This is a genomic window from Polyangiaceae bacterium (genome assembly GCA_015075635.1).
Classification (GTDB): domain Bacteria; phylum Myxococcota_A; class Polyangia; order Polyangiales; family Polyangiaceae; genus JADJKB01.
This window is the reverse complement of the sequence record JABTUA010000001.1, coordinates 3,123,199-3,144,802: the sequence shown is the minus strand read 5'-3', so window position 1 is coordinate 3,144,802 and position 21,604 is coordinate 3,123,199. Positions and strand designations below refer to the sequence as shown.

Here is a 21,604-nt window from a genome sequence, read left to right as displayed (position 1 = left end):
AGCTCAGCGGCTCGAGGTCGGGGCCGCCGACGCGGCGGGCGCTGCACCGCCCTCGAGGCTGCAGCCGTAGTCCCCGACCAGGTAATACGCACGGCGGCAGCTGACGCTCACCAACCCCGAGCCGCTCACCTGGAAGTCGAAGCTCTGCCCGATGGGGTTCTTGGCCTCGCGGGTCATGCGGGGCGCCGAGTCCTTGGGCGTCTTGGCCAAGGACTGCGCCATCTGTCGCACCTCGGAGTTGTCGGCGAACACGTTGTAGAGGCCCAGCGCCGACAGCCCGAGCAGCACGACGGGGATCAGAGCCCTGAGCGGTCCTCTTCCTTCGGCCATGGATCAACCCGACATCTCGAGCTCGAAGAACGGGATCTCCCGCTCTTTGCTCCACCAGAGCCCGCAACCCACGTTGATGAAGTGTTTGTTCAAGATGCCGCGATAGTACGAGCCGTTGCGGATGTGGATGTCCGCGTCGGTGCGCGTCTGATCGCAGCGCTCGCGCAAGTCGAGCCGAGTGGTCACCTCCAGGTAGACCAAGCCCTTGCTCATGGCGGCGATGTTCGCCACGGCCGGCGCCACGTCCGGATCCGGCAGGTATTGCAGCACGCCCTGGCACACGATCAGATCGTGCTTCTTGCGGTCGCGCCAGCGCGCGATGTCCCGGTGCGAGAAGCCGTACTTCTTGCACATCGCCTGGCTGACCTCGGTCCCCGTGTAGGCGACACCCTTGACGTTCTTCTCGATCCAACGTTTCCAGTGGCCGACGCCGGCGCCGATGTCGAGGACGCTCTTGACCTCGATGCTGTTGTAGCGCGCGAACGCGAACACGAACTCCGCCAGCGCGGCGTGCTCCTCCTGGGAGGTCACGCGGGTCTTCGGGTCTTCGTAGAAGCGATGGTAGTAGGCTTCATCGAAGCGCCGGAAACGGTCCATGCGCGGCAGTCTACCGCGTTGCCTCGGCGGGCGGATAGCCCAAGAACCCGCAAAATTTCGCGGTTCCGGCCCAGCCCCGGCGGCCGACTAGCCTCGCAGGCCCGTGCGCGCGCGCGTCACGACAGGCGCTTCAAGAGCTCGGTGTCGTAGGGCTCGAGATCGACCGGCAGCTCACGCTCGACGCGATAGCCCAGGAGCGTCGGCTCGATCTCGAGCGCGCGGAAGCGCACGCCGGCGCGGGAGGCTCGGCGCGCCGCTCGGGCCAGGAGCGGGTCGTGCAGGTCGGAGGGACGCACGCCCCGCGCGCCCGTGCGTTGCACCGTGAAGATCACGCTGGCCGAGTGACTCTGCCGCGTGAGGGTCGCCAGCTCGTCGAGGTGGCGCCGGCCGCGCTCGCTCGGAGCGTCGGGAAAGTATCCGAAGCCGTCCGGGTAGACCAGGTGACAGTTCTTCACCTCGACGAAGTGCTGGCGCGACTTGGTCGACAAGTGAAAGTCGACGCGAGAGCGCTCGGCGTAGGGGTACTCGCGCCGGAGCTCGGAGTAGCGCCGCAAGCCGGGCAGGACCTTGGCCTCCAGCGCCGCGCCGACGAGGCGGTTCGCCATGAGGGTGTTCACACCGAGCAGGGTGCCGTCGAGCTCGAGCAGCTCCCAGGTGTACGCGAGCTTGCGTTCGGGCCGGGCAGGGGAGAGGTACACGCGGCGGCCTGCTTCGATCAGCCCCTCCATGCGCCCGGTGTTGACGCAGTGGGCGACGACCTCGCGTCCATCGTCCAGGCGCACGTCGGCGAAGAAGCGCTGCCGGCGGCCGAGCAAGCGGCCGGGGACGAGCGGCACGGCGTGAGGCACGAAGGCGAGCGGGCTCACGGGGCGAGCCCCGCGCGCTCGCGCAACGCGAGCGCCACCGCGACGGCGTTGCCTAGGCGCTCCGCCGCGCGGCCGCGGACCGGGACGGGCGAGGGGCGAAGGCCTGCTCGCGCGAGCACGCTCTCGAGCGCGCCCGGGGCGCGCTCGACGGCGTTGGACCAGAGGGACTTCAGGCTCAGGCCGTGCCCTTCGAGGCCTGCCGCCCCCAGGGCGTCGAGGGTGCTCTGATTCCAGGCCACGATCAGATCGCGCGGACGCCGAAAGCCGTCCCAGGCCGCGCGGAGGCCCGCGAGATCGTCGCCGCCCGCGAGGTCCGCTTCGCGGAGCTTCATGTGGAACAGGCCGCCGGGGGTGGGCCCTCGCACGATGCGGTCGAAGCGCTCGCCGCTCTTCGGGCGCACCGCGGCGAGCTGCACCAAAGCCCGCACACCGGGTGGCCCCGGCGCCGTCTCCGCGTACACCAGCGTGAGGTCTTCCCAGCGCTCGCTGACGGCGCGGGCGACTCCCCGCGCGCCGCTCGCGCGGCGAAGCTTCGCGCGGCGCGGTCCGGCGCGGCGCACGACGTACTCGACCTGGTCATCGATCATCGAGTCGAAGGCGCCGAGCAACCGTTCGAGCCCTGCCGTCTCGGGCTCGAGGACGCCGAGCGCAGCGACCACGGCCTCTACCGTGGAGAGACACTCGGCGCGCGGCTCGCGGCGGATGCGATAGCGGCTCGGCGTCGTGTCGCGGAGCTTCACCCGTGGAACGTCATCGAGCCAGCCGAGATCCCGCGCCAGCGTGTGCGCGTGGTGCCAGGTCCCGTCGAGCACGATCAGCTGGTCGGGCCGCTCGTCGGGCCCGAGGCTCTCGAGCGCGCGGGCGTCAGGCGAAGGATAGAGCAGCGCGGCGTTCGGCGACGGGCGCGGCAGCGCGCCGCTCGGTCCATTCAGGAAGATCACGTCGAGTCGCAGCTTGGCCAGGCCGAGCGCCAGCAGGCGCGCCGTGCCGATGGCGTGCCGACGCTCGCGCGGGTGTTGCAGCAGCCAGATGGCGGTCTGGTTGTCGATCCGCGGTACTCGCGCGCACACGCAGGTCACCTGCGGCTTCAGACAGGCGTAGCAGTAAGCCCGCTCGGGGAGGCTCATTTCGGCTTCTTCTTGTCGCCGCTCTTGCCCCGCTCGTCGTTGCCTTTGCCTTTGCCCTTGTCCTCGCTGGGCTTCGCGGGCGGCGGGGCAGCGGTAGTGGTCGGCGTGGGCGCGGGCGGCGCCTTGGGGGCGGTCGCAGTCGAGCCCGGGGCCGGCGGCGGCGGGCTCGCGGCCTTGCCCGCCGGCGCACCGGTCGTCTTGGTGGTCGGCGCGGGTGGGGCAGTCGGCGCGGGCGGCGCAGTCGGCGCGGGCGGCGCAGGCGGCGCGGCCTGTGCCCCCTTGCTCGCCGGCGCCGCTCGTGGCGTTGCCGCAGTGGCGGCGGGCGCATCGGCTGTCGCGGGGGACGTCGGCTCGCTCTCGACGGCGCGCGCCGCGCTCTCGCCGGAGGCGCTCCCGCTCGGGGCCGTACCGGGCTCCGAGAGCGTGATGCTCGGCGACTCCGCGCCCACACCGGCAGCGGCGTCGGGCACGGACTCCCACGGCCTGAGCACCGCGAGGGCGACGCCGGCTGCGGCCAGGACCAAGACTCCGGTCGCAGCGAAGGCCAGGAGAGCCACGACTCCGCGCTGCTTCTCCGGCGGCGGGGTCCTCGCCGGCGCCTGCCCGAGCGATTGCGGCGGGAGCGAGGCGGGCACGGCGTCGCTGGCAAAGGCCGCGGGGGTGGCGGCGAAGCTGGCGGGAGCGGTGAGCGACGGCGGCGCGGTGTTCTCGTACGCGATGGCCAGGCCCGCGCTCTCCAGCGTGCGCTCGCGGACCGAATACGGCGCGCTGGTGGCGACCGTGGCGGCGTCGCGACCCGATGCCGCGCTGCTCGCGGAGACGACCTCGATGCGCGTCGCCTCCTCGGCGCGGCTGTTCGCCGCCAACGCGAAGGGTGGAACCTGGCCTCCGAGCACCGCCTGCACGTCCCGGCGCATGGTGGCCGCGTCCGGGTAGCGCGCCTCCTGAGAGAACGCGAGGGCGCGATCGACGATGGCGCACACGGCTCCGGGCACGTTGGGTGCGACGTCGGCGAGCCTCGGCGCGGGCTTGGTCGCCATCGCCACCAAGAGCTCCGCCTCGCTGGGCTCCTCGTGGATGCGCCGACCCGCCAGGGCGCGGAACAGCAGCGCGCCGAGCGCGAACAGATCGGTGCGGCCGTCCACCTTGCCGCGCCGTCCCAAAGCCTGCTCCGGCGCCATGTAGGGGATGGTGCCGAGGGCCAGGCCGGTGCGGGTCTTGAACTCCGAAGGCACGTCGTCGATCACGCGAGCGATGCCGAAGTCGAGGATCTTGACCTTGCCCTCCGTGGTCACGAACACGTTGTCGGGCTTGATGTCGCGGTGGATGACCCCCGCCTGGTGGGCCGCGCCGAGCGCGTCCAGGATCTGGTCGGCGAAGCCGAGCAAGTCTCTCACCGACAGCTCGCTCGCTCGCCCGAGCCGGGCGCTGAGCGGTTCCCCCTCGAGCAGCTCGACCACCAGGAACACGTCGGGGCCGTCGGCGTGATCGAGGATCTTGACCACGCTCGGGTGTCCGATGCGGTTGGCCACGTAGGCCTCGCGCAGGAAGCGCTCCTTGAGCTCGCGCCTGCGGGCCATCTCCGGGTGGAGGAGCTTGATCGCCGCTTGGCGGCCGGCCGGGTCGGTGGCCGCGTACACCGACGCCATGCCGCCGCTGCCGAGCAGCCGCCCGAGCTGCCAGCCGCCGCCGACGGCGTCGCCGCTCCGGTCCCCGCCGGTCTCGGTCTCCGTGGTGGTGGGCGCCATCTCCGAGGGCCGCTAGCTTAGCTCGGATTCGCGCCGGTTTTCTGCCATCGAGACCCGGGGTGGGAAATCACAGTAGGATTCGCCCATGACGCCGAGCGAGAAGAACATCGTCAAGTCTCTGGTCGCGGTCGCCTGGGCCGACGGCAAGGTCGAGCAACCGGAGTCCCACGTCATCGAGGGGCTGCTCGCCGGCTTCGATGCCAGCGACGAGGAGGAGAAGGAGCTCCTGGAGTACGCGAAGGAGAGGCGCACCCTCGAGAAGGACATCCCGCTGTCCGCGCTGGGCGAAGAGGAACGGGAGCTCCTGCTCGCCAACGCGGCGCTGCTCACTCACGCGGACGGCGAGCAGAGCGAGAGCGAGAAGGCCCTGCTCGACAAGCTGATCGATCTGCTCGGCTTCAGCAAGGAGACAGCCGAAGAGATCCTCGGCTCGGTGAAGGACGGCGCCCTGCGCCTGGGGAGCAACGTGCTCGAAGACGTGAAGTAGCTCGATGCTCGACAAGAACGAGCGCCAGTTCTTCGCGCAAGAGCACGCCCAGAGCGTGATTCAGACGCTCTCGGGCACCCTGGCCGGCGCGGGCATCCCGCTGACGCAGACCGGCCCGAACCAATGGTCCGGGCGCGGGACCCTGGCGAGCTACGGCATGGTGCCCAAGGTGTTGGTGTCGATGCTGCCGATTCAGGGCGGCTTCTTCCTCGAGGTGAGGGTCATCGCGGACTTCGAGTCGAACGCCATCGTGATCTTGATCGTGCTCTGGTTCGTCTTCTTCCCGGTGGCGCTGATCCTCGCGCTCATGGGCTACCAGGAGTGGGAGCGGCGGCAGGTCCAGCTGTTCCAGGCCGTGTGGATGCCGCTCTCGAATCGCATCGCCGCGCCACCCGGTCCGCAGTTCGGGCCGCCGGGGCCGGGATATGGAGGCAGGTAGATGAGGGTCTTCGCCGAAGACTTGCTGGCGGGGCAGGTCGCTTTGATCACGGGTGGTGGCAGCGGCATCGGCGCCGGCGTGGCGCGGCGCCTGGCCGAACAAGGGGCCAAGGTCGCGCTGGTCGGCCGCAAGCTCGACAAGCTCGAGTCGAGCGCCGCGCGGATCCGCGACGCCGGCGGAACAGCGAGGTGCTTTGCCGCCGACGTGCGGGACTACGCGGCGCTCGAGGCGGCGGTCCGGAGCGTGGTCGCCGAGTGGGGTCGGCTCGACGTCTTGATCAACTCCGCGGCCGGCAATTTCCTGGCGCCGGCCGCTGGTCTCTCTGCCAACGGCTTCAAGAGCGTGATCGAGATCGATCTGGTCGGGACCTTCAACGCCTCCCGGGCCTGCTTCGAGCCGCTCGCGGTACGCGGAGGCAGCATCGTCAGCATCACCGCCACGCAGGCTTGGGTGCCAACTCCCTTGCAGTGCCACGCCGGCGCCGCCAAGGCCGGCATCGCCAAGCTCACCCAAGATCTCGCGCTCGAGTGGGGCGGCAGCAAGATCCGGGTGAACGCCGTGGCGCCAGGGCCCATCGCCGACACCGAGGGCATGCGTCGCCTCGCGCCGGCGGACTCCGAGGCGCAGAAGCGGCTCGAGGGCAGCATGCCCATCGGGCGCTGGGGCAGCGTCGCGGAGGTCGCCGACGCGGTCCTGTTCCTGGTCTCGCCGGCCGCCGGCTTCATCACCGGCACGACCTTGGTGGTGGACGGCGGGCAGTCGTTGCTCGGGGCGGGCAACCTCTTCTCGCTCGGAGGCTGATCGTCACTCCTTGGGCTTGTCCGGCGCGTGCATGATCAGCGTCTTGTCGGGGCCGCCACGGCCCGAGACCGGTGGTGGCTCGATGCCCAGGCCGGAGACGCCGCCGGAGACGATGAACGCCATCACGTCGCTGCTCGTAGCGCTCAGCGTCTCCACCTGTTCGCGCGGCACGAGCAGCACGTTGCCTGCGAAGTTGTAGGACTGCGGGAAGTAGACCGCGAGGTGCCCCTTCATCTCGATCTGCGCCAGCGACTCCCGGGTCACGAAGCCCAGCGCCTTGGCCTGGCTGCCCGGGACGAGCGCGACAGCCACCGGACGGTCGAACTTCTTCTTGTCGCCGACGAAGGCGCCGACCAGATCGCGGATCGAGGTGTAGAGCAGCTTGATCAAGGGGACCTTGGCCAGCCACTTCTCCGTCTCGCGCACCACCGCTCCGCCGATCACGTTGGAGGTCAGGAAGCCGACCAGCGTGATGAGCCCCAGGGTGAGGACGAAGCCGAGCCCGGGCACGCCCACCGGTAGGATGCGATCGACGGTGGTGAAGACGAGCCACGCGATGTAGACAGTGATGCTGACCGGAGCGAGCACCAGGCAACCACGCCAGAAGTAGCCGAGCAGGGTCTTCGTCATGGCCGACGGGATAGCGTATTTTTCGATCGGAACTAGCGTCGACTTCGTCGGCACGGCCGGGAGCGCGGCTTCGCTGGGGGTGGTGCGGGGTCGTCCCGAATGAGCCCAGCACCTGCCGCTCGGCCGGCCGAGCGCGTGATCACGCGGCGCTTCGCCCTGGCGACGCTGGCGAACCTGGTCTTCTTCGTGGGAGTCACCAGCTTCTTCTCGCTGCCGGTTCACCTGGAGGCGCTCGGTGCCAGCCGCGCCGAAGTCGGGCGGACGATGGGCGCCTTCGGCGTCGCGGCCCTGGTCGCCATCCCGCTCACGGGCACCCTCGCGGACCGCTACGGACGCCGGCGCTTCATGCTGGCCGGTGCGCTCGCCTGGTTCGGGCTCTCCCTCGCGTTCCTGTGGGTCGATCGCGTCGGCCCTCTGGTCTACGCGCTCCGGCTCGGTCAGGGCTTCGCTTTCTCTCTGGCGTTCGTCGCGACCAACGCAGTGATCGTCGATCTGGCTCCGCCAGCCTCGCTGGGTCGGGCCATCGCCTGGTTCGGCGCGACCACGCTGGTGTCGCACGCGGTCGGGCCTTCGCTCGGGGAGTGGGTCGCCCACGAGCTGGGATTCCACCGGCTGTTCCAGCTCTCGGCGGCGGTGTCGCTCTTGGCGCTGCCGCTCTACCTGGCGGTGCCCGACGTGGCACGGCCGGCGGCGCGCGACCTGGCCGGCGACATCGGCATGCGCGGCCTGGCGCTGCGGCGCGGCGCCATCGGCTCGCTCCTGTGCGCGCTCGGCACGGCCGTCACCTTCGGCACCGCGCTGAACTTCATGCCGGTGTTCGTGCGCGCGCGCGGCCTGCCGAGCCACGCGCCCTTCTTCGTGGCCTACGTGGCGGCGGCGATCTTGGTGCGGCTCACGGCGGGCGGGCTCGGCGACCGCGTGGGGCACCGTCCGGTGGGCGTCGCCGGCGCGCTGGGCTTCACGCTGGCGGCGCTCGGCTTCGCCTTCGTGCACGCGCCCTGGCAGCTCGTGGTGTTGGCCCTGTGTTTCGGCGTCTCGCACGGGCTGGCCTACCCGAGCATGAACGCCACGTTCGTCGAGGGCGCTCCGGCGTCCGCCCGCGGGCGCGCCATGGCGCTGTTCAACCTCTCGTTCAACGTGGGCGTGACGCTGAGCGCGTTCGTCGCCGGGGAGATCGCGCAGCGCTTCGACTACGGCGCGATGTGGGCGGTGTCGGGGCTGGTGTCCCTGGCAGGCGCGCTGGCCTTCGCGCTCGATCGCGCGCTCACTTCACATCCAGCTTGATCAGCCGGCGCGCGTTGTCGCCGTAGATCTTCCGCAGCACCTCGGGCGGCAGCCCGACCCCGCTGATTCTCCACTTGCCTTGGATCGGCGTGGGATGGTCGAAGTCCCGCTCAGTGGTCTCGAAGTAGCGGCGAGTCGCGGTGAAGAAGCGCTCTTCGTCTTTCGCCCCGGCCGGCTCCTTGCCTTCGGAGCCCAGGAAGAGCGGCTCGGGCTCGGCGCTCACTCCCAGGTCGCTGCCGTACAAAACGCGGTCCTGGAACTCGACGAAGAACGCCCGCATCTTCTCCGGCGGGTGCCGCCCCAGCTCGGGGACGCGCGCCGCGGTGTCCACGTAGAGGTTCGGGTACTTGCGCAGCCATTTGGCGACGCGCTCGGGGTCTTCCGCGCAGTTGCCGAAGTGCACCGAGATGAACGTGGTCTTGGGGTGGCGCGCCACGCGGCGCTCGAGCTGCTCGAGGATCTGATCGAAGCTCGGCACCTCCTGGCCGTGTTGGGACCAGCCCGGGTGGGCCTCGAGCTCGTCTTTGCGCTCGTTCTTTTCGTCGATGGGCAGCCAGAACGCACGCGGATCGCCGCTGTGGATGGAGACTGGCAAGCCGAGCTCAGCCGCGGCCTCGAACACGGGGTCGAGCCCGGGGTCGTCCACCGGCAGGAGGCGCCCGTCGGGGGCCGGCAAGCCGAGGCCCAGGAGCTTGGAGATCTTCAGCCCACGGGCGCCCATCGCGTGGGCGCGCCGCAGGCTCTGCGCCATGCGCGCGCCGTAGTCGGGGAAACGCACGTCGTTGAAGCTCAGCGTGGTGAACACGGTGACGCGCCCGCCCGAGGCGCGTGCGGCGGCGAGCTGCTCGGGTAGCCCGCGACCGGGGAGGCCCCCGGAGAGGTTGACGACGTGATCGAACTGCCAGCGCTGCATCAGGCGGCCCAGGCGCTCCACTCCGTCCGGAGCCAGGTGCACGTGAACGTCCACGACGTGGAAGCGCTCGCGTCCTCCGGAGCCCCGGTCGGGCGCGGCGGGCGGAGGCGGCGGAGCGCGGAAGGCGATCCAGCAGCCGACCGCGATGGCGAGCGCCCCGAGGACGAAGGTCAACCAGGGGTGCCGGCGCCGGGACACGGGCGCGATGCTACTTCAGCGTCCGCTGACGGCGCCCATCATTCTGGCCAGGGCTTGCAGGCGCTGGACCACGAAGCGCTCGCTCGGCCCGAGCCGCTGCTCGTCGAGCAGCGCAACGTAGCGGTGGAGCAATGGCAGGTCCAAACGCGGCGCCCGGCGCGCGACGTTGAACAGCTCGTCCACCGTCGCCAGTGGCAGCGGCGCCTGGAGCGCGAGGTAGAGCCGGATCGGGTACTCGACCCACTGGCTCTTCGAGGTCGCGCCGGCGAGGCGGACGGCGGCGCTCGCGGCCGCCTGGGCCACTTCGCGCGGGAGTTGGCGGGTGCGCTGCGCCTCGTCGAGCACGTCGGCCATCAGCGTCCCGAGCAGGCGCTCCGCCTCGTCCGCTTTGCCCATGGCGATGGCCTTGTCCACGACGCCGGCCATGAGCTGGAAGGCGTGGGTGCGCCGCGTGGTGGCGTCAGCCGGGCCCTCGTCGGCGGGGTCTCGGGTCGGAACGCGCTGGGTGGCGCGCACGGCGTCGCCGCTCTCCGAGCGCAGCAGGGTGAAGACCGCGTCAGCGACCGAGATACGCGCGCCTGGGCTCACCAGGAGCTTGCCCTGGACCGCCTCGCCGTCCACCCGCACACCGTTGACGCTGCCGAGATCTTCGACGAACACCGCGGCGTCCGTCACGGTGATCTTGGCGTGCCGGCGCGAGACCATGTGGTTGTCGACCACGACGTCGGCGTCCGCAGCGCGGCCGATCACGGTCTCGCCGAGACCGAGCGGGATGCGCTGCGCGCCGCGCTGGAGCACGTAGCGCTCGCGCGCCCCGGCGGGCTGCTCGAAGCGAGTCAGAGTTCTTGCCGGATCTTCGCCCAAGGAACGCCCCTCGAAGCCGAAACGATACGCGAGATCGCCGCCGGGGCAAATGGATGGAACACCAACGCCACGCGACCGCCCTTCGGGAGGAGCAGCCGCGTGGCGTGGCTCTCGGCTTCCTACTTCAGGACCTCGGTCAGCTTCTGCAGCTTCATGGCCAGGCCCATGTCGCCCTCGATCTTGAGCTTGCCCGAGAAGAACAGCTGCTGGCCGTTGGCGCGGCCCTCGAGCATGTCGACGTAGTCGCTGGCCGCCATCTTGATGGTGCAGGCCGCAGTACCGTCGCCCTCGGTCACGCCCGGAGCGTCCTTCAGGTTCATCACCCAAGTGCCGCCGCCGTCGCCGGCGAGCACGAACTTGTAGACGGCGCCGATCGCAGCAGCCTTGTCCTTGTGCTCGGCAATCTTGGTCGCGGCCTCGTCCATCTTCTCTTTTGCAGTCGCCATGCTCGTTCTCCTGTTTTCGTTTCGTTCTCTGCGAGTTCCCCGCCGGACGAGCCGACGGTGAGATCGTTCAAGGTCCTGGCGGGCGGCTCTTCCGGCCCACGGAGTCGACGAAGCGCTCGTGCCGGCTGCTCCAGATCCAGAGCAAGAGCGAGCGCGCTCGCTCCGCATCGCCCGAGCGCACCGCCTCCACGACGTGCTCGTAGCCTTCGGTGATGGTCCCCGGAGAGACCCACAGGGTCTCCAGGTAGGGCGTGTACTTCTTGAGCAGGCCGCGCACGCTGTTCATGAGCAGGCGGGGCACGACGTTCTTCGCGGCCCCAGCCAGCGCCCAGTTGAAGTCGAAGTCCAACCACAACAGGCGCGAGAGGTTCTTCTCGCTGCGCATCTCGGCCACGATGTGGTCGAGCGCGCGCAGGTCGTCGTCGTTGCGGCGCTTGGCGGCGAGCTCGGCGATGTCGGCGGACAGGATGCGGGCCACCTCGAGCAGGTTCTTCAGCACCTCGGTGTTCACCACGCCTTCGGGGGTGACGGCCAGGTACTCGATCACGTCCACGCTGGCGTGCTCGCTGTAGTCGAGCACCTCGGTGCCGACCCCGGCGCGCCGCTCGATCAGGCGTAGCTGCTCGAGCTGGTTCATGGCCTCGCGGACCGTGAAGCGATTGACCGCCAGATCCTCGGCCAGGGCGAGCTCGGGCGGCAGCATGTCGCCGGGGGCGTAGGCGCCGGACAGGATGCGCCGCTTGAGCAGCTCCGCCACCTGCGTTCCCAGCTTGGGGCTCGGGGCGAGGGTCTTCTTCTTGCGGACTGCGGCCACCACGCGGCGCAGGTCTTACCCCGCGTAATGTCCAACAATCAACAGCAAATGTTGAACAATTCCAGGGCGGCAACAAACCAATTGAAATCACAAAGCAAAAGCGAGGCCCCAAGGGAACCTCGCTCTTGCCTCGAAGCGAGGCGCGCTTCAGGTACCGCCGTCGGCGGCGGCGGGGTCCGCGGCCTTGGGCTGCTTCATCACCTTGCCGGCGGGGGCCGCCGTGGTCGTGGTGGTGGGCGCCGCCGTGGCCGTGGTGGTCGCCGTGGGCGCCGCCGTGTCGGTCGTGGCCGGGGCCGGCGTCGCGGTCGGGGCCGCCGTCGCCGTCGGGTTGGAGTCAGCCGGGCGGTTTTGGACCACGCAGCCGATGAACACGACCGCGAGGGTCCCGAGGATCGCAACACTCGAAAAAGCCTTGGACTTCATGAAGAACCTACCTTGTGGAGCGACGGGAGCTTACCGGAAACCCCGCGGCGTCGCGAGGTTTGACGTCCCGGGGCGGGAATCGAAGCACTGATTTCGCTCACTTCGCCCCCAGCTCCGAGAGCACGAAGGCGAACAGGTCCGCGTACTCGTCCGCGATCTTGCTGATCGGCTTGCCGGCGCCATGACCCGCGCGGATCTCGGTCCGGAGCAGGATGGGGTGTGGGGAGCTGGTCGCATGCTGGAGCGCGGCCGCGAGCTTGCGCGCGTGCATGGGATCGACCCGGGTGTCGCTCTCCGCGGTCATCAGCAGGACGGCGGGGTACGCCGTGCCCTTCTGCACGTGGTGATAGGGCGAGTAGGCGTGGAGCCACTCGAACTGCGTCGGGTCCTCCGCCGAGCCGTACTCGGGGATCCAGAGCTTGGCGATCTGGAAGTGGTGATAGCGGAGCATGTCGGTGAGCGGGACGCCGCTGACCGCGGCCCGAAACAGGTCGGGGCGCTGAACCAGCGTGGCCGCGACGAGCAACCCGCCGTTGGAGCGACCGTGGATCGCCAGGCGCTCCGGCCGGGTGACCTTGGTCTTCACCAGATCCTCCGCCACGGCGATGAAGTCGTCGAAGACGTTCTGCTTCTTCTCGAGCTGCCCCGCGCGGTGCCACTCCTCGCCGAACTCGCCACCGCCGCGCAGGTTGGCCTGCACGGAGACGCCGCCGCGCTCCAGGAACGCGTAGGTCGAGCGGGAGAAGCGTGGCAAGAGGCTCACGTTGAAGCCGCCGTACCCGTAGAGCAGCGTGGGATTGTCCGCGCTCCGGAGCGAGACGTCCTTCTTGTGCACCATCAGGTACGGCACCAGCGTGCCGTCCTTGCTCTTGGCTTTGCGCGCCGTCACCGTGAAGTCGCCGGTGGGGATGTTCGCCTTCACCTCCTTCCAGGTGCTCACCTGGCCGGTCTTCAGGTCGAGCCGGCGGATGCTGGGCGGAGTCACGAACGACTCGAAGTCGAAGAACGCCTGGTCGTCGTCGTGCAGCCCGGCGAAGCCGTTGCTGGTGCCGAGGGTTGGCAGGGCGACGGCGCCCTTGCTCTTGCCGCTCTGGTCGAAGCGCTCCAGCCGGCTCACCACCTCGTGGGTGTAGGCCAGCAAGAGCTCGCCGCCGATCACGTTGAAGTCGCCCAGCACGTCCGCGGCGTGCTCGGCGATCACGCGCTTCCAGCTCGCACGCTCCGGGCGCTTGGGATCGACCGCGTAGATGGCGTAGCGCGGCGCGCCTTCGTTGGTGCGGACCCAGAGCACGTCGTCGAGCGGCAACGGATCGTAGACGTGGTCCTTGCCCTCGGTGATTTCCTGCCAGTTGAGCTTCTTCTCGCGGGTATCGGCGATGAAGAGCGCGCTCTTGCTCCAGCCCTGGTGCACGCGCACCACCAGCCAGCGCCCGTTCGGCGAGATGGCGCAGCTCGGGAAGTCGGTCATCACCTTGGCCTTGAACACCACGGGGTCGGTGTCTGGCGAGCGCCCCAGCTGGTGCTCGAAGATGGTGCGGTGGTACTTCTCCTCGCCCTCCGGCACGCTGCCCTTCGCCGGGAAGCGCGAGTAGTAGAAGCGCTTGCCGCCGGGCAGCCAACACACCGACGAGTAGCGGGCGCGCGTGATCTGGTCGGGCAGCTCCTTGCCGGTCTGGACGTCGCGGATGCGCAGCGTGCTCTCCTCGCTGCCGCCTTCGCTGACGCCGTAGGCCAAGAGGTCCCCCTCGTTCGAAGGCTGGTACCAGTCGAGCGCGGTGGTGCCGTCCGCGCTCATCGCGTTGGGGTCCAAGAGGGCGCGATCGCTGCCCGAGAGGCCGTCGCGCACGTAGAGCACCGGCTGGTTCTGGCTGCCGTCGCGGCGGCTGTGGAAGTAGCGCAGCGTGCGCTTGCCGGTGCGGCGCACGGCGGGCAGGGACTCTTCCCCGATGGCGAGCAGCTCTTCGAGCCGAGTGCGGAGCGCCGCCCGCAGCGGCACCTTCTCGAGGTAGGCGCCGAGCTCGCGGTTCTGCGCCTCGACCCAGCGCGCCACCTCGGGGTCGTCCGAGCCTTCCAGCCAGCGATAGGGGTCGGCGATCTTCACCCCGTGTACGGTTTCAGTGAGATCCTGTCGGCGGGTCATGATTTTGGGTCTCTGAGCGCTGCTCTCGACGAAGATGGGGGTGACCTCTGCGGGGCCGGCGGGTGGGGGCGGGGGCTCGGCCGGCAGCGGCGTGGCCCCGCAGCCGAGCAGGAGCGCGAGGCCGAGGCCGAGGGCGAGGCGCGCTTCATACCCGAGCATTCGGCGGCAGAGTGTAGCCTGCCTCTCCCGGCAATTGGACGGATCGCGAGGGCTGGGGGAAGATTCTCGCTCGCGTGCGTCTCCTCGGCCTGTGCCTCGTCGCGTGCTCGGCGTCCCCGGTGGGCCCGCCTGCCAAGCCGGCCGAAGCGAGCCCGCCGCCGAGGCTCGCCGTCGCGTCCCCGATGCCGCCGTCCGCGGCAGCCGTCGCCGAGCCGGTGCGGGCGCCCGCGGAGCTCGGCTTCCTGAAAGGGCAGACCCACGTCCACACCAGCCGCTCCTACGACGCTCGCACGCCGCCCGAGGAGGTGGTGCGCTTCTACCGCGAGCGCGGCTACGACTTCCTGGCGCTGACCGATCACAATCGCGTCACGACGCTCCCCGCGCCAGACGGGATGCTGCTCTTCGCCGGGGTCGAGCTCAGCCAGAACTCGACTCAGTGCGAGCCTAGACCTTCGCCGGGATACCGCTGCCTGTTCCACCTGAGCGGCCTGTTCTTGGATCCGGCGCGTGACGCGCAGAAGGGTGAGCGCATTCCGCTCACGTTCCGTCCAGGGCGCCTCGACGCGTATCGCTCGCAGCTCGAGGTCGTGCGGAGCCTGGAAGGGGTCCCGGTGCTGAACCACCCGCTGTTCCACTTTGCCGCCGATGCCCGCCTGATCCGCGGGCTCGCCAGCGAGGGCGTGCACCACGTCGAGCTCTGGAACGCGAGCCTCGATCAGCAGCACCCGGGCAGCCGTAGGAGCGCCGAAGACCGCGCCGAGGCGCTCTGGGACGACGTGCTGAGCCAGGGCACGCGCGTGTTCGGAGTGGCCACCGACGACGCTCACCACTTCGCCGACGCCGCTCAGCGGGCCAGGCTGGGGAAGTCCGCCTACGTCGGCGATCGCGCCTGGATCATGGTGCGCGCGGACAAGACGCCGGAGTCGATCCGGTCGGCGTTCAACGCCGGGGATTTCTACGCCTCCACGGGGGTGACGCTGGCCGCGCTCGAGAGCCATTCGGGCGCGCTCGCGCTGTCCGTGGCGCCGGCGGCCGGGAGCACCACCATCCGCTTCGTGGGAAAGAACGGGCGCGAGCTCGGCCGCGTCTCGGGGCCGCGCGCCCGACGCGAGCTCGCCAAGGGCGAGGGCTACCTGCGAGCCGTGGTGGAGGACTCCGCGGGGCGCAAGGCATGGACCCAGCCGCTCTGGGAGAGCCCGTGATCTTGTGGGTGTACGGCTCGCTCAAGCGCGGCGAGCGGCACCACGACGAGCTGGGCGGCGCGGAGCTCTTGGGTCACGGACGCACGTTGCCGCGCTACGCGCTATCGCGCAGCGGAGAGTACCCAGCGCTGGTTGCCGGCTCCGAGGTCGTGTCCGGCGAGTTGTACCGCGTGACGCCGGAGCTGCTCGCGCGCCTCGACGTGTTCGAGGGCGCCGGGTACCAACGCGGCCGCGTGGTGCTCGAGGATGGGCGCGAGGTGCTGGCCTACGTCGCCTCGGGTTGGACTGGCTCGCCGAGCCCGACGCGCTCGAGCTCCTGATCGAAGCGCGCGTCGAAGGCGGCGATCTCCTGCAACACCCCCGGGCTCTCGAGCGCGTGCTCGACCCGTTCGGCGCCCTCGTTGACCGCGGCGCGATCCGCCTCCGGTAGCTCGCCCTGTCCCGCGTCGGCGCGCTTCTGGAACATGGCAGCCACGGCCCTCCCGGCGGCGCCGAGGCCGCGCTTCGACTGCCGGACGACGGCCGCGAGCGCGCTCTTCGAGATCGACAGCTGACTCTCGCCGAGCGCGCGATCGAAGGCGCCGCGGATCAGCTTGGCCTGACCCCCGAGGCCGCTGCCGCCCTCGGGCAAGAGCCCGCGTACGAGGCAGCGCTCCACGCTGCGCCCGAGCAGCAGGGCCGTCACCAGATCGCGGCTGATGCCGCGCACCGCGCCGATCCACGCCAGGAGCTTGCGGATGGGGAAGAGGATCAGCTTGGCCAGGAGCTTCGGTAGCGCCGTGAGGCAGCCGGCAAGACACCCCACTGGCTCGGAGTAGAGCGCCGCGACCTCCTTGGACGAGAACGTGCGGCCGTGCCGGTCCAGAGCCTGGCTGACGATCAGCCGCGCCACCGCGTTGCGGAAGATGTCGTCCGCGAACGGCAGCGGGACGAAGCGGCACGCGGAGTAGAGCAGCGCCGACAGGACGAGCGCACGCTCGAAGCTCGGCGCGCGCGCATGGGCGAGCGCGGTCGGTTCGCTCACGGTCCGTCAACCCCCCGGGGGCACCACGCTTTTTTCGCGCCGCTGTTCGATGGCGACGAATTCTCGCTCGCCGTAGCCGGTGTAGATCTGACGTGGGCGGGCGATCTTCTGCTCCTTGTCGAGCAGCATTTCTTCCCACTGCGCCAGCCAGCCGGCGGTGCGAGGGATCGCGAACAAGACCGGGAACATGTCGACCGGGATGCCCAGCGCCTCGTAGATCAGGCCCGAGTAGAAATCGACGTTCGGGTAGAGCTTGCGCTTGACGAAGTAGTCGTCGGAAAGCGCGATTTTCTCCAGCTCGAGCGCCACGGCGAGCAGCGGGTTCTTCTTGCCCACCACGTCGAACACCTGGTCGGCCAGGTGCTTGATCACCCGCGCCCGCGGGTCGTAGTTCTTGTACACGCGGTGACCGAAGCCCATCAGCCGGCCGCCGACGCCGCTCTTCACTTCCTTCACGAAGGCGGGGACGTGGCTGACGTCGCCGATCTCGCGCAGCATGCGCAGCACGGCCTCGTTGGCGCCGCCGTGGAGCGGCCCGTAGAGCGCAGCCGCCGCGCCGGCGACCGCCACGTAGGGGTCGGCCTGCGAGCTGCCGATGGAGCGCATCACGTTGGCGGAGCAGTTCTGCTCGTGGTCGGCGTGCAGAATGAAGAGCACGTCGAGCGCGCGGGCGATCTCCGGCTGGATCTCGAAGCGCGGCTCGGCGATGCGCTTCATCATCGCCAGGAAGTTCTCCGAGTAGCTGAGCTCGTTGTCGGGGTAGACGAACGGCATGCCGACGCTGTGCCGGTAGCTCCAGGCCGCGAGGGTCGGCATCTTGGCGATCAGCCGAACGATCTGCATGCGACGGATCTCGGCGTCCGAGACGTGCTTGGCCTCGGGGTAGAAGGTGCTGAGCGCGCCGACGGTGGCCACCAGCATGCCCATGGGGTGCGCGTCGTAGCGGAACCCGTCGATGAACGTGCGCACGTTCTCGTGCACGTAGGTGTGCGTGGTGATCTCGCGGGTGAACTCGCTGAGCTCGTGCTTGCTGGGCAGCTCGCCGTTGAGCAAGAGGTATGCGACCTCCAGGTAGCTGGCGCGCTCGGCCAGCTGGTCCACCGGGTAGCCGCGGTAGCGCAGGATGCCGCGGTCGCCGTCGATGAAGGTCACCGCCGACCGGCACGACGCCGTGTTCATGAAGGCCGGGTCGTAGGTCATCAGGCCGAAATCCTCGTCGTCGACGCGGATCTGCCGCAGGTCCATCGCGCGGATGGTCCCGTCCACGATTGGCAGCTCGTAGGTCTTGCCGGTGCGGTTGTCGGTGACAGTCAGCGTTTCTGCAGGCATGTTCGCTCCCTCCGCTCCTCGCCCACTCTTGTCGTCGGGCCGCGGCCCGAGGGCAAGGGAAGTCGGACCGGGACCGCCGTTTTCTGGGCCGGATGCGGTCGATTTGGCAAACCGGGAGCATGGCTCCCCGTCTGCCCGAGATCCTGCGCCCGGTCGCGGGCTTTTTTGGCGTGATTTCTCTGCTGAACGTCGCCGCCTGCGACGGCTTCTTCGGCAAGTCCGATCCCGGCGCCGCCAAGGTGAAGCCGGAGAACGGCGGCGTGAAGCTGGACGAGGACGACTGGTCCGGCGTGCCGGTCCCGCCCGAGGACGGTCCCAAGCTCGCCCCCGTCGCGATGGTGGTGCCCATCTACCCGAAGCCGAGCAAGCAGGCCGAGGTCATCGGCTACCTGCGAGTCGGCGCGCGGGTCTCGCGCTCGCCGGAGCCCGTCGATCGACGCGACTGCCCGGACGGCTGGTACGCCGTACGGCCGATGGGGTTCGTGTGCGCTGGCCCCGATGCCACCGTCAAGCTCGACCACCCCATCGCCAAGGCCATCAACCACGAGCCGCACCGCAACTGGGCCATGCCCTATCGCTACGCGTTCACCCGGGCCATCGCGCCGAACTACCTCCGTGTGCCGAGCAAGGACGAACAGTTCCAGTACGAGATGCGCCTCGAGCGCCACCTGCGCAACTGGGCCAAGCTGCGCGAGCGCTGGGACGAGCTCACCGTGGGCGCCAACGACGTGCCGCTGGACGAGGCCGGCTACGCCATCGGCAAGATCCCGGATCACGCCGAGCCGCTGGATCAGAGCGCGCGCTTCGGCGGCGACGGCAAGGACGAGGTGCCGTGGTGGTTGGTCGGCGAGCGCCGCATCCCGAACATCTCGAGCTTCCGTGCGCCGCCCTACGCCGTCATCGCCAACCGCGTGAAGCGTCACACCGGCGTCGCGCTGATCGGCACGTTCGTCGCCGGGCCCGAGGCCCAGAACCGTCGATTCGCCATCAGCACGGACGCGCGCCTCCTGCCCGCCGACAAGCTCAAGGCGGACAGCGGGTCGCCGTTCCACGGCTACTCGGTGCGCGACATCGGCCTGCCCGTCGCGTTCGCGCGCAAGGCCGGGGCCACCTGGTGGGACGTGAAGGACGGCAAGCTGGAGAAGGGGGAGCGGCTCGGCTGGCGCGAGTTCATCCCGCTCACCGGGACGGTCAAGATGATGCAAGGCGTGCGCATGGTGGAGGCCAAGAGCGGCCGCTGGCTGCGCAGCGAAGATCTGAAGACCGCGGCCAAGCCCAGCCAGCTGCCCTCCTGGGCCAAGAAGGGCACCAAGTGGATCGACCTCAGCATCGTGAGCCAGACGCTCACGCTCTGGGAGGGCGATCGGCCCGTCTACGTCACGCTGGTGTCGAGCGGAAAGGACGGCCTGGGCGAGCCGGGCAAGACGCTGAGCACCCCCCGCGGCACCTTCCGCATCTACCAGAAGCACATCACCACCACGATGGACTCGGACGTGGCCGATCACGAGTTCGAGCTGCGTGACGTGCCCTGGGTCATGTACTTCAAAGGCGGCTACGCCTTGCACGGCGCTTACTGGCACGACGACTTCGGCCGCGTGCGCTCCCACGGCTGCGTGAACCTGGCGCCCATCGACGCGCGCTTCGTGTTCATGTGGGCGAGCCCCGAGGTCCCCGCCCACTGGCACGCCGCGTACTCCACGCCGGCGACCGAACAGGGCACGATCGTGTACATCCACCCCTGACTCGAGCGTCACCGCTGTCGCGCGATCGACAGCAGCACCGCCAGCGCTAGGAACGCGGCCGCGACGAGGAGGACGTTTGCCATCGCTGCTCCGGCCGGGGAAGAGCTCGAGTCAGCGGCTGAGCCCCGGGATCTTGGGCATCCCGTCCGCGCCGTAGAGGCCGGGCGGTTGCTTCAGGACGAACGAGGCCGCGGCGCCGCCGCCGATGACGAGGAGCACGAACAAGAGCCCCAGCACGCAGCCGAGCCGAGACTTCTTCTGTGGCACGCCCCTCGCAGACAGCGACCCCGGGCCCGCCATCTGCGGAAGAGCGGCGGGATACCCGCCGGAGATCCCCGCCGGCGACGCCATCGGGTTCGACGCTTGCTGGATGCTGGTCGGCTCCCAGAGCGAGTCGAGCGGACGATCGCGTCCCGGCGGCGGCGGGGCGAGGTCGACTCCGGCGAACAAGTCCTGCGGCTGTCCCGGCGGTGCCTCCGGCGCCGGCCCGCCCATCAGGTTCTCCAGCGAGAACGACTCGCCGGTGGCGGGCGCGTGGCGCTCTGGGATCGTTCGATCCTCGCCGGTCATCAGGTCCGCGGTCGACAGCGGACGCGAGTCGGCTCGGAAGTCGTCCTGCATCGCCAGCGTGCGTTCGTCCATGTCCGACAGGAGATCGTCGACGTCATGCCCGCCGACGCTGGGCGGCGGTGCTTCTATCTCGTCCTGAAGTCGAGTCGGCACGTCGTCGAACTGCTCCGCGAGCAGCTCGGGCTTGGACTTCTGCGCCGGTCGTGCCGCGCCCGCGCCCCCGATCGACGCGAGCAGATCCTGGGCGCTCTTGCCGTCGAGCGATACGGTCACGTCCTCGAAGCCGACCTCGTTGTCGTCGCGTCCGGGCTCGTGCCAAACCCCGGACGGGATGCGGCCGCGGCTGGACGGCGCCATCAGCGAGTCGGCGGACGCGACGATGGTCGCGTCCTCTTCGGCCGGCTCGTCCATCGGATACTCCGAGTCCGATATGGCCGCTTTGGGCTTCAGGCCGCGAGCCGCGAGCGCCGCGGCGATCATCGGGATTTCCCAGGGCCGCTTCCAGTCCTCCATCCCGTCGGCCCAGATGAAGGTCTCCTGATCGATGCTGCCGCGGGCGTACAGCTGCACGACCTCCGCGGTTCGCATCTCCTCGTGTTGATCGTCGGTGAGCGCCACCGTCCACTCCGGCTCCGCTTCTTCCGGTTCCGGCGCGCTCGGTCGCGGCGCGGGCACGGCCGGACGCGCGGTGCCGAGCTTGTCGGTGGACGGCGGGGCTGGCGCTGCGCCTCGGGGCGCCTCGAGCCCGCCCAGCATCGTCTTCTTCGCGAACCCTCCGACCTTCGGTTGCTGAGCCCCGGCGGGACGCGGCACGCTGGACGATGGCGGCACCGCCGACGCCGGCTCTCGCCAGGTGCCCGTCTTTCCCTCGCCATCCGAGAGCGCGCTCCAGTCGTTGTCCTCCGCTGGCGGTTTGGCGGTCGCGGCAGGCCGCGGTGCAGCCGGCGCGGCGCCCGGTCTCGGAACCGGCGCGGGCGTCGCCGCCGGCTTGGGAGCGGCGGCCACGACCGCGGGTTTGGGAGCGGCGGCGGCTGCGGGCTTGGGAGCGGCGGCGGCTGCGGGCTTGGCTGCGGGCTTGGGAGCGGCGGCGGCGGGCTTGGGAGCGGCGGCGGCGGGTTTGGGAGCGCCGGCTGCGGGTATGGGAGCGGCGCCTGCGGGCTTGGGAGCGGCGGCTGCGGGTTTGGGAGCGGCGGCCGCGGGTTTGGGGGCGGCGGCGGCGGGGCCGGGTGCCGCGGCCGCAGCGCCGCCGAGCGCGGTGCCGTCCACGATGATGGGCGAGCCGCACCGCTTACACGCGATCCGCACCTTGCGGCCTCGGACTTTGTCGTCGGGGACGGCGAATCGCGCCGGGCAGCTCGTGCAGGAAACTTCCATCGATGGAGGCGAGTCGAGCCTATGCCAGGCGCCCCAGCGACGCCAGCCCATACCGCGGCAGTGCGTGCGGCCTTGGCGCGGGCGTGTTGTCCGTGGT

At 70.1% G+C, this 21,604-nt stretch carries 21 protein-coding genes and 1 pseudogene; 7 read left to right on the top strand and 15 right to left on the bottom strand.

Annotated elements, in window-relative coordinates; genetic code table 11:
• Nucleotides 1–3 precede the first annotated feature (3 nt).
• The 5 genes and pseudogenes from HS104_14255 to HS104_14235 form a co-directional block, all read right to left on the bottom strand.
• Nucleotides 4–330 carry a hypothetical protein gene (locus HS104_14255; protein ID MBE7481133.1) on the bottom strand — a complete coding sequence of 109 codons (327 nt, stop codon included), beginning with the start codon at nucleotides 328–330 and terminating at the stop codon, nucleotides 4–6.
• A gap of 3 nt (nucleotides 331–333) precedes the next feature.
• The gene (locus tag HS104_14250) at nucleotides 334–927 is read right to left on the bottom strand and encodes a class I SAM-dependent methyltransferase (protein ID MBE7481132.1); all 594 of its coding nucleotides are present in this window, start codon (nucleotides 925–927) and stop codon (nucleotides 334–336) included.
• A gap of 116 nt (nucleotides 928–1,043) precedes the next feature.
• Nucleotides 1,044–1,793, bottom strand: a complete 750-nt coding sequence (gene sfsA / locus HS104_14245) for a DNA/RNA nuclease SfsA (GenBank protein MBE7481131.1) — start codon at nucleotides 1,791–1,793, stop codon at nucleotides 1,044–1,046.
• Nucleotides 1,790–2,920, bottom strand: a complete 1,131-nt coding sequence (locus tag HS104_14240; GenBank protein MBE7481130.1) for a DTW domain-containing protein — start codon at nucleotides 2,918–2,920, stop codon at nucleotides 1,790–1,792. Before HS104_14240 ends, sfsA begins: the two co-directional genes overlap by 4 nt.
• Nucleotides 2,921–3,780: 860 nt before the next feature.
• Nucleotides 3,781–4,668: pseudogene (locus HS104_14235) on the bottom strand (serine/threonine protein kinase).
• An 85-nt stretch (nucleotides 4,669–4,753) separates the two neighbouring features.
• On the opposite strand from HS104_14235, the gene HS104_14230 reads away from it, so the two are divergent.
• Genes HS104_14230 through HS104_14220 form a run of 3 tightly spaced genes read left to right on the top strand, consistent with a single transcriptional unit; the run spans nucleotide 4,754 to nucleotide 6,395 of the window.
• The gene (locus HS104_14230; protein ID MBE7481129.1) at nucleotides 4,754–5,155 is read left to right on the top strand and encodes a TerB family tellurite resistance protein; all 402 of its coding nucleotides are present in this window, start codon (nucleotides 4,754–4,756) and stop codon (nucleotides 5,153–5,155) included.
• A 4-nt stretch (nucleotides 5,156–5,159) separates the two neighbouring features.
• Nucleotides 5,160–5,594, top strand: a complete 435-nt coding sequence (locus HS104_14225) for a hypothetical protein (GenBank protein ID MBE7481128.1) — start codon at nucleotides 5,160–5,162, stop codon at nucleotides 5,592–5,594.
• On the top strand, nucleotides 5,595–6,395 hold the full coding sequence (locus HS104_14220) for an SDR family oxidoreductase (GenBank protein ID MBE7481127.1): 801 nt from the start codon (nucleotides 5,595–5,597) through the stop codon (nucleotides 6,393–6,395).
• Between the two features lie 3 nt (nucleotides 6,396–6,398).
• Here HS104_14220 and HS104_14215 read toward each other — a convergent pair whose 3' ends face one another.
• Nucleotides 6,399–7,025, bottom strand: a complete 627-nt coding sequence (locus HS104_14215; protein ID MBE7481126.1) for a DUF502 domain-containing protein — start codon at nucleotides 7,023–7,025, stop codon at nucleotides 6,399–6,401.
• 99 nt (nucleotides 7,026–7,124) lie between these two features.
• Between HS104_14215 and HS104_14210 the strand changes: the two genes are divergently transcribed.
• A complete protein-coding gene (locus HS104_14210) occupies nucleotides 7,125–8,309 on the top strand; it encodes an MFS transporter (protein ID MBE7481125.1) in 1,185 nt (394 codons plus the stop codon).
• On the opposite strand, the gene HS104_14205 is transcribed toward HS104_14210, so the two are convergent.
• The 6 genes from HS104_14205 to HS104_14180 form a co-directional block, all read right to left on the bottom strand.
• On the bottom strand, nucleotides 8,290–9,420 hold the full coding sequence (locus HS104_14205; GenBank protein MBE7481124.1) for an amidohydrolase family protein: 1,131 nt from the start codon (nucleotides 9,418–9,420) through the stop codon (nucleotides 8,290–8,292). The genes HS104_14210 and HS104_14205 overlap by 20 nt on opposite strands.
• A 15-nt stretch (nucleotides 9,421–9,435) precedes the next feature.
• Complete coding sequence (locus HS104_14200) at nucleotides 9,436–10,284, bottom strand: FHA domain-containing protein (protein ID MBE7481123.1); 849 nt, start codon at nucleotides 10,282–10,284, stop codon at nucleotides 9,436–9,438.
• Nucleotides 10,285–10,403: 119 nt separating this feature from the next.
• Nucleotides 10,404–10,730: an SCP2 sterol-binding domain-containing protein gene (locus tag HS104_14195; protein MBE7481122.1), complete on the bottom strand. Its 327-nt coding sequence runs from the start codon at nucleotides 10,728–10,730 to the stop codon at nucleotides 10,404–10,406.
• A gap of 67 nt (nucleotides 10,731–10,797) precedes the next feature.
• Nucleotides 10,798–11,547 (bottom strand): FadR family transcriptional regulator, encoded by a 750-nt coding sequence (locus HS104_14190; protein ID MBE7481121.1) that lies wholly within the window; start codon nucleotides 11,545–11,547, stop codon nucleotides 10,798–10,800.
• 144 nt (nucleotides 11,548–11,691) lie between these two features.
• On the bottom strand, nucleotides 11,692–11,967 hold the full coding sequence (locus tag HS104_14185) for a hypothetical protein (GenBank protein ID MBE7481120.1): 276 nt from the start codon (nucleotides 11,965–11,967) through the stop codon (nucleotides 11,692–11,694).
• Between the two features lie 97 nt (nucleotides 11,968–12,064).
• Nucleotides 12,065–14,266, bottom strand: a complete 2,202-nt coding sequence (locus HS104_14180) for a S9 family peptidase (protein ID MBE7481119.1) — start codon at nucleotides 14,264–14,266, stop codon at nucleotides 12,065–12,067.
• A 74-nt stretch (nucleotides 14,267–14,340) separates the two neighbouring features.
• On the opposite strand from HS104_14180, the gene HS104_14175 reads away from it, so the two are divergent.
• Complete coding sequence (locus HS104_14175; GenBank protein ID MBE7481118.1) at nucleotides 14,341–15,468, top strand: hypothetical protein; 1,128 nt, start codon at nucleotides 14,341–14,343, stop codon at nucleotides 15,466–15,468.
• Entirely contained in the window at nucleotides 15,465–15,788 is a 324-nt protein-coding gene (locus HS104_14170) for a gamma-glutamylcyclotransferase (protein MBE7481117.1), read from the top strand. The genes HS104_14175 and HS104_14170 overlap by 4 nt, the downstream gene beginning before the upstream one ends.
• On the opposite strand, the gene HS104_14165 is transcribed toward HS104_14170, so the two are convergent.
• The gene (locus HS104_14165) at nucleotides 15,734–16,492 is read right to left on the bottom strand and encodes a hypothetical protein (GenBank protein MBE7481116.1); all 759 of its coding nucleotides are present in this window, start codon (nucleotides 16,490–16,492) and stop codon (nucleotides 15,734–15,736) included. The genes HS104_14170 and HS104_14165 overlap by 55 nt on opposite strands.
• A 6-nt stretch (nucleotides 16,493–16,498) precedes the next feature.
• Nucleotides 16,499–17,821, bottom strand: a complete 1,323-nt coding sequence (locus HS104_14160) for a citrate synthase (GenBank protein ID MBE7481115.1) — start codon at nucleotides 17,819–17,821, stop codon at nucleotides 16,499–16,501.
• A 119-nt stretch (nucleotides 17,822–17,940) separates the two neighbouring features.
• On the opposite strand from HS104_14160, the gene HS104_14155 reads away from it, so the two are divergent.
• Nucleotides 17,941–19,563 carry a L,D-transpeptidase gene (locus HS104_14155; protein MBE7481114.1) on the top strand — a complete coding sequence of 541 codons (1,623 nt, stop codon included), beginning with the start codon at nucleotides 17,941–17,943 and terminating at the stop codon, nucleotides 19,561–19,563.
• 111 nt (nucleotides 19,564–19,674) lie between these two features.
• Here HS104_14155 and HS104_14150 read toward each other — a convergent pair whose 3' ends face one another.
• Nucleotides 19,675–21,507 (bottom strand): zinc-ribbon domain-containing protein, encoded by a 1,833-nt coding sequence (locus HS104_14150; GenBank protein MBE7481113.1) that lies wholly within the window; start codon nucleotides 21,505–21,507, stop codon nucleotides 19,675–19,677.
• Nucleotides 21,508–21,604 lie beyond the last annotated feature (97 nt).

Bases quoted from the DNA above. Each gene is read 5' to 3' on its own strand.
- HS104_14255 (MBE7481133.1), bottom strand. From the start codon at position 330: ATGGCCGAAGGAAGAGGACCGCTCAGGGCTCTGATCCCCGTCGTGCTG.
- HS104_14250 (MBE7481132.1), bottom strand. From the start codon at position 927: ATGGACCGTTTCCGGCGCTTCGATGAAGCCTACTACCATCGCTTCTAC.
- HS104_14240 (MBE7481130.1), bottom strand. From the start codon at position 2,920: ATGAGCCTCCCCGAGCGGGCTTACTGCTACGCCTGTCTGAAGCCGCAG.
- HS104_14230 (MBE7481129.1), top strand. From the start codon at position 4,754: ATGACGCCGAGCGAGAAGAACATCGTCAAGTCTCTGGTCGCGGTCGCC.
- HS104_14225 (MBE7481128.1), top strand. From the start codon at position 5,160: ATGCTCGACAAGAACGAGCGCCAGTTCTTCGCGCAAGAGCACGCCCAG.
- HS104_14220 (MBE7481127.1), top strand. From the start codon at position 5,595: ATGAGGGTCTTCGCCGAAGACTTGCTGGCGGGGCAGGTCGCTTTGATC.
- HS104_14215 (MBE7481126.1), bottom strand. From the start codon at position 7,025: ATGACGAAGACCCTGCTCGGCTACTTCTGGCGTGGTTGCCTGGTGCTC.
- HS104_14210 (MBE7481125.1), top strand. From the start codon at position 7,125: ATGAGCCCAGCACCTGCCGCTCGGCCGGCCGAGCGCGTGATCACGCGG.
- HS104_14195 (MBE7481122.1), bottom strand. From the start codon at position 10,730: ATGGCGACTGCAAAAGAGAAGATGGACGAGGCCGCGACCAAGATTGCC.
- HS104_14185 (MBE7481120.1), bottom strand. From the start codon at position 11,967: ATGAAGTCCAAGGCTTTTTCGAGTGTTGCGATCCTCGGGACCCTCGCG.
- HS104_14180 (MBE7481119.1), bottom strand. From the start codon at position 14,266: ATGCTCGGGTATGAAGCGCGCCTCGCCCTCGGCCTCGGCCTCGCGCTC.
- HS104_14160 (MBE7481115.1), bottom strand. From the start codon at position 17,821: ATGCCTGCAGAAACGCTGACTGTCACCGACAACCGCACCGGCAAGACC.
- HS104_14155 (MBE7481114.1), top strand. From the start codon at position 17,941: ATGGCTCCCCGTCTGCCCGAGATCCTGCGCCCGGTCGCGGGCTTTTTT.
- HS104_14150 (MBE7481113.1), bottom strand. From the start codon at position 21,507: ATGGAAGTTTCCTGCACGAGCTGCCCGGCGCGATTCGCCGTCCCCGAC.